Origin of the sequence: Empedobacter sp. UBA2044 (assembly GCF_002333005.1) — a bacterium.
Taxonomy (GTDB): Bacteria; Bacteroidota; Bacteroidia; order Flavobacteriales; family Weeksellaceae; genus Empedobacter; species Empedobacter falsenii_B.
The window spans coordinates 23,470-32,474 of record NZ_DDBA01000045.1 but is presented as its reverse complement, the minus strand read 5'-3'; the positions used below and the strand labels follow the sequence as shown (position 1 = coordinate 32,474).

Below are 9,005 nucleotides of genomic sequence, written 5' to 3'. Positions count from 1 at the left end.
ACTTTCGTTAGGATATCCACATTATTTATAATCTAAAGTCGAGAATGAAAGACAAGAGTTTTTTGATTACTTTTTTGCGCTCTAAATATCGATGAATTGCATCTTCTCCTCCTAGTAGAATAAGGCGTAATGAATAAATAACTTTAGAATTAATTTCTTCAATAATTGAAGAAAATCAAATAAAACATTTACTTTTATTATATTAACCCTTTTTGATATAATGAGAATATGAACAAAGAATTTTTTAAAAATATACTGACAACTCAAATTCCGATTGCGTGGATTGCTGGAGTTCGTTTGGAATCGTGGGAAGAAAATAAAGTTTCGATACGAGTAAAATATGGATTCCTTAATCAAAATCCGTTCAAAAGTATGTTTTGGGCGGTGCAAGGAATGGCAGCAGAATTTTCTTCTGGTTTGATGGCAAATGCTAAGATTTCTAAATCAGGTGAAGATATATCGATGTTGGTTTTGGGAATGCAATCGAAGTATTTGAAAAAAGCTATTGGTAAAATTGTGTTTACTTGCGAAGATGGAGAAAAAATAGACGCAGCTATAAAAGAAGCGATCGAAACGAAGAAAGGTGTATCGCTAAATGTGACAAGTAGAGGCGTAGACGAGGAAGGAGATATTGTTTCAGAGTTTCAGTTTACGTGGACATTCAAGTTGAGAGATAAAAAATAATGAAACCAATACTTAAAACATTTTTAATTTCTGTACTATTTAGTTTTATTGTTTCTTTTGTAAGTTGTTTAGTATTATTTCTTCACGAATCCTACAAAAGTTATGGTTCAATTCGTATTGTAAATTTTTCTAGTGTTATGTATTTTATAATTCAGTATTCATTTTTAGTTGTTTTACAGTTGATTATACTTAATTTTTTGGTTGGAATTATGCTAAAAAAATTCAAAATCAGACTATCAAAACAATTTATAATTTATGCTTTTTTAGCGTTGATTTATTTTATAGGAATTAATTATTACATTGATTTTAGATTAATTGTAATTAATCCTACATAAAAATATAAAGGCTGAAATTTATTCAGCTTTTTTTGTGATTTCTTGTTTCAAAATTGAAATTACTTCATCTATTTCTTCAAAATTTAGATGCGCAAATCCAAGGCGAATTCCAGTTTGATGTTGGGTTTGATATAAAATTGTTTGTGGAATAAACAATTCATTTTTTAAACAATTTCGTTTTAATTCCATTAAATTTATAGGTTGATTAAAATTAATCCAAACAGCTAAACCTCCATTTGGACTAGTAAAACTGATAAAATCATTTAATTCCGTTTTCAATTTCTGACAAAAATAATCGCGTCGTTCTCGATAGGTTTTACGATGTTTTTTTAGGATTCGATTTATTTCACCTTCGCTAATCATTTCACCTAAAACTTGTTCGATAAATGGATCAACCTGCTGATCAAGAATTGATAAGTGTTTCTTCGCTTCAAGAATTAGATTTTTCGGTGCTACAATAAATCCAATTTGGTAACCTGGTGCAAGATAATGACCAAATTTTCCAGTATAAAGAACCATTCCATTTTGATCCGAACTTGCCAAAGGTAAAATTGGATGATTGCTGTAATGGAAATCAAAATCGTAATCATCTTCCACAATTGCAAAACCAAATTCCTGCGAAAGTTGTAGTAATTCAACTCTTCTTTGCGAACTTAATGTAACCGTTGTAGGATAATGGTGATGCGGTGTAACGTAAACAATTCGTATCGGAAATTGCTCGCATAATCTTCTTAAATCGTCGGTGTCAATTCCAAATTGATCCGTTTTTACTTGTTTGATTTTAGCAAATTGTGTCTGAAAAATCATGTTACTTTTATAATAACTTAAATTTGCAACCGCAACAACATCATTTTGTTTCAGTAGAATTTCTGCAATTAAAAAAAGTGAAATTTCCGAACTTCTCGTCACTAAAATATTCTCTTTCGAAATATGTAAACCTCTTGTCAAATTGAGATAATTTGCTAAATTCTTTAAAAAGTACTCATTTTTGGACTGATTTACCTTTGAAATTGACGTTTTTCTTTTTAAAATAGCTGAATATAATTTAGCAGGAAGTTTTAGTTCTGCTAACCGATGATCGATTGTTCCATCGGTTAAATATAAGCGTTGATTAAAATTTTCGTACGGATTATCCAAAAGTATCGATTGTTCAAATTGAAAACCTGTTTTATCAGGATACAAATTGATTGAAAATTGCTTTGGAACAATGGTTTTCTGAAACTTTTGAGAAGATTGACTTAATACATAACTTCCTCTATTTGGAACGATTTCTATCCAACCTTGGGCTTCAAGTTCCTGAAAGCTATTGACAATCGTATTGCGATGAAGCGTTAAAATATCACTTAACTGCCTCGTTCCAAGTAATTTTGTGCCGCTTGGAATATAACCTAATTGTATTGCTTTAGCCAACTGATTCGCTAATTGAAGGTAAATTGGTGTATCCGAATTACGTTCGATTTCGATAAAACTTTTGTATGGTATTTCAGCCGGACTATTCATTATCTGTAAACTGGTATATTATGGCAGATCGGAAAGGTACTACTTTTGCGTCAGATTTAACTCAATTAATTAAATAATTAGTAAAAATGAAGAAGATTACTATGGTATTGTGTTTAGCTGCACAAAGTATTTTTGCACAAAATGTGAATGATACCATTGCGATAGGTGAAGTTTCTATTTTAGATAACCGTCTGAATACGCCACTTTCTAAAGAAAATAGAAACATTTATGTATTAAGTAAATCAGAAATTAACAAATTACCTGCACGTTCTTTACAAGATGTGTTGCAGTATGCATCTGGAATAGATTTGCGTCAACGTGGTCCATTCGGAACGCAAGCTGATATCTCGATGGATGGTGGAAGTTTTGAGCAAACATTGATTTTGTTGAATGGTGCAAAAATTATGGATCATCAAACAGCTCATAATGCGCTAAATCTTCCCATTCCACTAGAGGCGATTGACAGAATTGAAGTGGTACGTGGTCCGGCTGCTCGTGTTTATGGAAATAATAGTTTGACAGGTGTGATAAATATTGTCACGCGTCAACCAAAGAAAACAGGAGTTTATGCGAATACTTATTTTGGAACAAATTTTAAGAAAGATAGTGAAGATACGGACGATACCTATACAAGTAGAGGTGTGCAACTTGGCGCGAATTTGGCAAAAGAAACGCATCAACATCAGTTGTATGTGAGTCACGATTGGGGAAATGGATACCGATACAATACAGCATACGAAAACAATAAATTGTATTATCAAGGAAACTTTCAGTTTGATGATGCAAATAGTTTAGTTGCTTCGTATGGTTATGTGAAAAATGGTTTCGGATCAAATGGTTTTTATGCTTCACCTGGTGATAATAATTCGAAAGAATTAGTTGAAACAACGTTAGTTAATATTCAGTCAAAACATAAATTATCGGATCGAATTTCGTTAGCACCACGTGTGAGTTATCGTTACAATTTTGATGATTATCGCTATTATAAAAATGATTTGAGTAAAGCACGTTCTCTGCATTACTCAAATTCTATTTCGGGAGAAGTAAATTCGACCTATCAATTGAATAAAGATCAAATTGGAATAGGAGTTGAATACCGAAATGAGCAAATTTCATCAACTAGTATCAAAAATCATACACGCGATAATGTTGGATTTTATGCGGAATATAAAACGGATATTACACCAAAACTGAATGTAAATATAGGAACGTATGTTAACTATAATTCTCAATATGGTTGGCAAGCATTTCCAGGAATTGATGCGAGTTATGCGGTAAATTCGAACTTGAAATTAATGGTAAATGCAGGTACAAGCCAGCGAATTCCTTCGTTTACAGATTTATATTTGGATCAACGACCAGGAAATATAGGGAATGCAAATGTTGAATCTGAAAAGGCATTTCAAACAGAAATTGGTTTCAAATACAACAAAAGAAATTGGACGTTTAATGCCTATTATTTTTATCGTTCGATCACAGATTTTATCGATTGGGTACGTTTAACATCTAATGAACCTTGGCAAGCGCAAAATTTTGGAGATTTGAGAACACATGGATTTAATACGAAGGTTTCATATTTAGCAAACCTTTCTGCGAACCAGAGTTTGAAATTTTCTTTGAGCTATTCTTATCTTGATCCTGAGTTTAAAAATGTTGATGATCAATACAATTCTAAATATAAAATAGAAAGTTTAAAACATCAGTTAATCAATACAATAGATTATGCAATCGGAAGAACTACTTTAAGTTTAGCGAATCGTTATAATACACGTCAATCATATAAATCTTATTGGATTACTGATGCAAGAATTAATCATTCATTCAAAAATAATTTGAGTATTTATTTTGATGCACAAAACATTTTTAATACTACGTATAACGAAGCTGGAGCCATTCCGTTGCCAACAACTTGGATGAGTTTAGGAATTAAATTTACAGGGATTTAGATGATGACAAACATTTAATATTCTCTTTAATAGTTTATATTATAAATGCGATGAGACAACTTTTTTAGGAAAGTTGTCTCTTTTTCATTCCATAAATTTCTTCCTAACTTTGCAAAAATAAATTGTATGATTATCATCGATTCGCCATCTCATGATGCGTATTTCAATATAGCTTTAGAAGAATATTTATTGTACCACTATCCAACAGAAGATATTTTTTTGCTGTATATCAATGCTCCGTCAATAATTGTCGGAAAATTTCAGAATACATTGGCAGAAATTAACTTGGATTATGTGACTGAGAATAATATCAAAGTTGTTCGTCGCATGTCGGGTGGTGGAGCTGTTTATCATGATTTTGGGAACCTAAATTTTTCTTTTCACACATTATTAGGACAGAATGATTTTATGGATTTTTCAACATTTACCGAGCCTATCATCAAATTATTAAATAGTTTGAATGTTCCTGCAAAATTGGAAGGAAGAAACGATTTGTTAGTTGATGGTAAAAAGTTTAGTGGAAATGCAAAATTGGCTCGTAATGGAAAAATGATTCAACACGGAACGATACTTTTTAATTCGGACATGTCAGTTTTAGGCGATGCATTAAAAATTAATCCATTAAAATATGTGGATAAAGCCATCAAATCTAATCGTGCACGTGTGATTAATTTGATCGAATATTTTCCAAATGAAATGACGACGGACGAGTTGAAAGCTTTGTTGATTGATGAAATGTTAGAAACAAATGAAGGAGCGACAATTTATCATTTAACAATCGAAGATTTGAATGGTATTGCGAAATTGATTGAAGAAAAATACCAAACATGGGATTGGAATTTTGGTTTTTCACCAAAATATAATTTCAAAAATGCAAAGAAAATTCCAGCAGGTTTTATTGAAGTTCACTTGGATGTAGAGCGAGGCGGAATAATTGAAAAAGCTAAAATATTTGGTGATTTCTTCGCTTCAGAACCGATTGAAGGTTTAGAAAATAAACTAATTGGTGTTAAACATAACGAAGAAGAAATTACAAAAGTTCTGAATTCTATTGATGTAACAGATTATTTTGGAAAGGTTACAGTAGACGAAATTTTAGAATTATTTCGATAAAATTATAAGCCAAATTTTTATGAAAGTTTGGTTTTTTGATTTCAATTTTACTTCTAGATAAAAAATTCTGTTTCTTCTTAAGAAATTGTTGAATCCTTTCTGGATACTTGTTTTTTTACATTTTAGATGAAAAATCGTTTTGAAAACTTACTTGATCTAATTTTAACCTTCCTATTTCTCAGTTTTTTGCAAAAATAAAGACGGAAGAGCTCACGACTTTTAGTTAATTAGTAATATAAAAAAAATCGCTTAAGTAGAGAACTAAGCGATTTTTCAATAGATGTAGTTAAGGTAATAAGAATTGGTTAGTAATCTTATTTTGGGTTGTTTAGTGGTTGAAATATAGATTGTTATTTCTTTTTCAAAATTGATAAAAATTTTAGAATTAAAATATCCCTATTTATAGGTATTTTTTAAGGTTTTGAAATCAATCCATATTCTATTGCTGATGTGATTGCTGAACTTAAATTTGATGTTTTAAATTTTTCGATCAAATTTTTTCGATGACTATCTACCGTATGTGTACTAATAAATAACTTATCTGCAATTTGTTGTGTTGTTAATCCTTGTGCAGCTTCAATTAAAACCTCTTTTTCGCGACGCGTCAATTTCGGAATCGTATTCAAACCATCTTTTTCCTTTTTACTCATCACATTTTTGGTTTGTGAACAAAGAAATTTCTTTCCATCAAAAATAGAATTAATTCCTTCTAATATTTCGTCAACAGAAGCATTTTTCTGAATATAACCCGAAGCACCTTCTTCCAAACAACTATTAATTACAGCGTATTCATTGTGTACGCTCAACATAATAATGTGCATATCAGGATATTTTTTCTTGAAAGGTTTAATCAATTCAATACTATTAGTATCCGATAAATTGATGTCTAACAAAAGAATATCAATTTCTGTTGTTTTTAAGGTTTCTTGTAATTGTTGAGCCGAAGCATAACAATCGACCACTTGTAAGTTTTGTTGATTACTCAAAATATTTCGCAAACCTTCTAATAATAAAGGATGATCGTCTGTGATTGCTATTTTTATCATAAGTTATATTTTAGGAAATTGGAACTCTATACTTGTTCCTAAATCGATTTCTGAATGTATATTTAATTGTCCTTTTAAAAATTGAATGCGTGATTGAATATTATGTAAACCTGCTGATTTCGTTAGTTTTGTATTATTCATGTCAAAGCCTTTCCCATCATCTTCAACGGTTACAGAATAGTTTGTCTCATCTTCTACAAATTGGATGATAATTTGTGCTGCATTTGCATGTTTAATGGCATTATTTACTAATTCTTGAATGATACGATAGACCAATAATTGATTTTCTTTGTCAAGAGAATTAGTATAGCTCAAAAATTGAACATCAATATCCAATTGTTCATTTGACATTCGGATTGCATATTCTTTTAAGGCTTCTTCCAAACCATATTTCAACAACAAATCTGGCATTAAATTATGTGCTACACGACGCAATTCATCAACTGCTCCATCTAATTGATGAATGGATTTTGCCATATCCTTTTTAGAATGATTGTCAATTTTATCGTTGAGATGCGTTAATTGAATTTTTGTTCCAGAAAGTAAGCCACCTAAACCGTCATGTAAATCACGTGCAAGACGAGCACGTTCTTGCTCTTGACCATCAAGAAGTGCTGTTAAAGTAGATATTTTAGAATTTTGACGTTCTTGTTCAATTTCCAATTTATACAATTCTTCACGTTGTTTTAGATGTTTGTTGCGTTGTTTTAAGGCATAAAGCAAAAGAGCAAGTAAGGCGATGAAAAAGATAATCGAAAAGATGTAATATTTGTTTAATTTATTTTTGAAATTAAGTTCGGTGATATAATTAACCAATTCATCCTTTCTATTTTTATTTTCTAGTTTAGAAAGCCTTAAATTTTGTTCAGAAATCGTTAATTCTTGTGAACGTTTATCGGATTCTAATCGAGTTAATTTTAATTGTTTACGTTGAAATTCTTCACTTAATCTAGAATTTTCTAATTCTTGTTCTTGTTGAATTCCTAATGAATGCATTAGTTGAATTTGTTGTTCTTTTTTCTCAGCTTCTAATTGCAAACGAATCATTTGTTGTTGCTGACGTTCTTTATCAAACTGAGCTTCCAAACGTTTACTGATTTGCGCTTGCTCGTTATCATAAATTTCTTTGTAAGTGGAAGTGTACAATTTATAATAACGCAAGGTTTCTTTGTAATTTCCTTCACGATCTTCAATATCAGATAAACTCAAATACAGAGAAAGCAGAATATTCTTGTCTGGAATTGTATTCTCGTTGACTTTTATAAGCGAATTAAGTAAATAATTTTTTGCAGTAGAAACTTCGTTATTTTGTAAAGATAATTCTGCTAAAATACCATTAGCAGCAGCAACGTGATCGGATTGATGATTTTGTTCAGCAATTTCTTTGGCTAAATACGCATATTTGATAACTTTTACTTGATAGTTTTTGGGATAAAACTGAAGATATAAATTGGCTAGATTAATAGCTACAAACGACAAGTCTGTCGCTGTAGCCATTTCACTTTTGTTTTTATAATACGTATTTATAGCGTTAGTATAATATTTTTCAGCTAAATCTCGTACAAAAATATTTTTCTCATTTTGCATAAATTTTTGCTCGTACATGTATCCAATCGACATATAAGAAGCAAAAATTAAATTAGGATTATTTTGTTTAAGTGCTACTTCTAGAGCAAGTTTGCTGTACTTTTCTTGTAATTCATAATCATCCCATCTCGAATAAATTCCAGTCAATTCGTTATAAATAGAACTCATTCGTGTAAGAACAGTTGGCGTAACAGTAGCTTTATCTAGAAATTTAAGACCATCAATAAAGTTTTTTACAGCCTTAGAGTCTTCATTGTTTCTTAAATTCAACCATCCTTCGCAATATTTAACATATCCTTTTGTTGAATAATCAGTTGTGCGTCCGCTGTAATAAATTGCTTTTTGCAAATTATAATTTGTTGCATTCAAATTATCATCAATACGATTATTCATTGCAGAAACAGCATGTAAATATGCAGCATATTTTCCATCACTCAGTTTTTCGGCGCTAGAAATATTTTGTTTCAAAACAGCGAAAGCTTTTTCTTTTTGATTATTAAATAATAAAGCTTGCGCATATTTTCCTGTTATTTCGTATCGTTCAATAGAATTAGGAGCTGTTTTATTATATTGATTCTCAAAATTAATCAGTACTTCTTGTGCATTAGCAATTCCACTAATAGCGCATAAAATGACGACTATAAGTTGAAATAAAAGATTTTTTAAAGCACTATTACTTTTTAACATATTGAGATGTTGAGTTTATTTGAGCTAATATAATGTCTTTTGTAGAATCAAAGAAACTAAAACAATCCGAAGAATGTTTTAGTTTGTACATAAGTTGAGGTAGGTTA

General features: G+C 30.5%; 6 protein-coding genes. 3 read left to right on the top strand and 3 right to left on the bottom strand.

Annotated elements, in window-relative coordinates; all coding sequences use genetic code 11:
• Window positions 1–228: 228 nt before the first annotated feature.
• Window positions 229–684 carry a DUF4442 domain-containing protein gene (locus tag B4E59_RS08205; RefSeq protein WP_286496307.1) on the top strand — a complete coding sequence of 152 codons (456 nt, stop codon included), beginning with the start codon at window positions 229–231 and terminating at the stop codon, window positions 682–684.
• Between the two features lie 353 nt (window positions 685–1,037).
• Here B4E59_RS08205 and B4E59_RS08200 read toward each other — a convergent pair whose 3' ends face one another.
• Entirely contained in the window at window positions 1,038–2,519 is a 1,482-nt protein-coding gene (locus tag B4E59_RS08200; RefSeq protein WP_286496306.1) for an aminotransferase-like domain-containing protein, read from the bottom strand.
• Window positions 2,520–2,605: 86 nt separating this feature from the next.
• Between B4E59_RS08200 and B4E59_RS08195 the strand changes: the two genes are divergently transcribed.
• Together B4E59_RS08195 and lplA are read left to right on the top strand one after the other, a co-directional pair.
• Window positions 2,606–4,465: a TonB-dependent receptor plug domain-containing protein gene (locus B4E59_RS08195; protein ID WP_291052428.1), complete on the top strand. Its 1,860-nt coding sequence runs from the start codon at window positions 2,606–2,608 to the stop codon at window positions 4,463–4,465.
• A 126-nt stretch (window positions 4,466–4,591) separates the two neighbouring features.
• Window positions 4,592–5,578 carry a lipoate--protein ligase gene (lplA, locus tag B4E59_RS08190; RefSeq protein ID WP_291052426.1) on the top strand — a complete coding sequence of 329 codons (987 nt, stop codon included), beginning with the start codon at window positions 4,592–4,594 and terminating at the stop codon, window positions 5,576–5,578.
• 413 nt (window positions 5,579–5,991) lie between these two features.
• Here the strand turns inward: lplA and B4E59_RS08185 are convergent, their stop codons facing one another.
• Window positions 5,992–6,624: a response regulator transcription factor gene (locus tag B4E59_RS08185; protein ID WP_291052424.1), complete on the bottom strand. Its 633-nt coding sequence runs from the start codon at window positions 6,622–6,624 to the stop codon at window positions 5,992–5,994.
• Window positions 6,625–6,627: 3 nt separating this feature from the next.
• Window positions 6,628–8,898, bottom strand: a complete 2,271-nt coding sequence (locus B4E59_RS08180) for a histidine kinase (RefSeq protein ID WP_291049286.1) — start codon at window positions 8,896–8,898, stop codon at window positions 6,628–6,630.
• Window positions 8,899–9,005 lie beyond the last annotated feature (107 nt).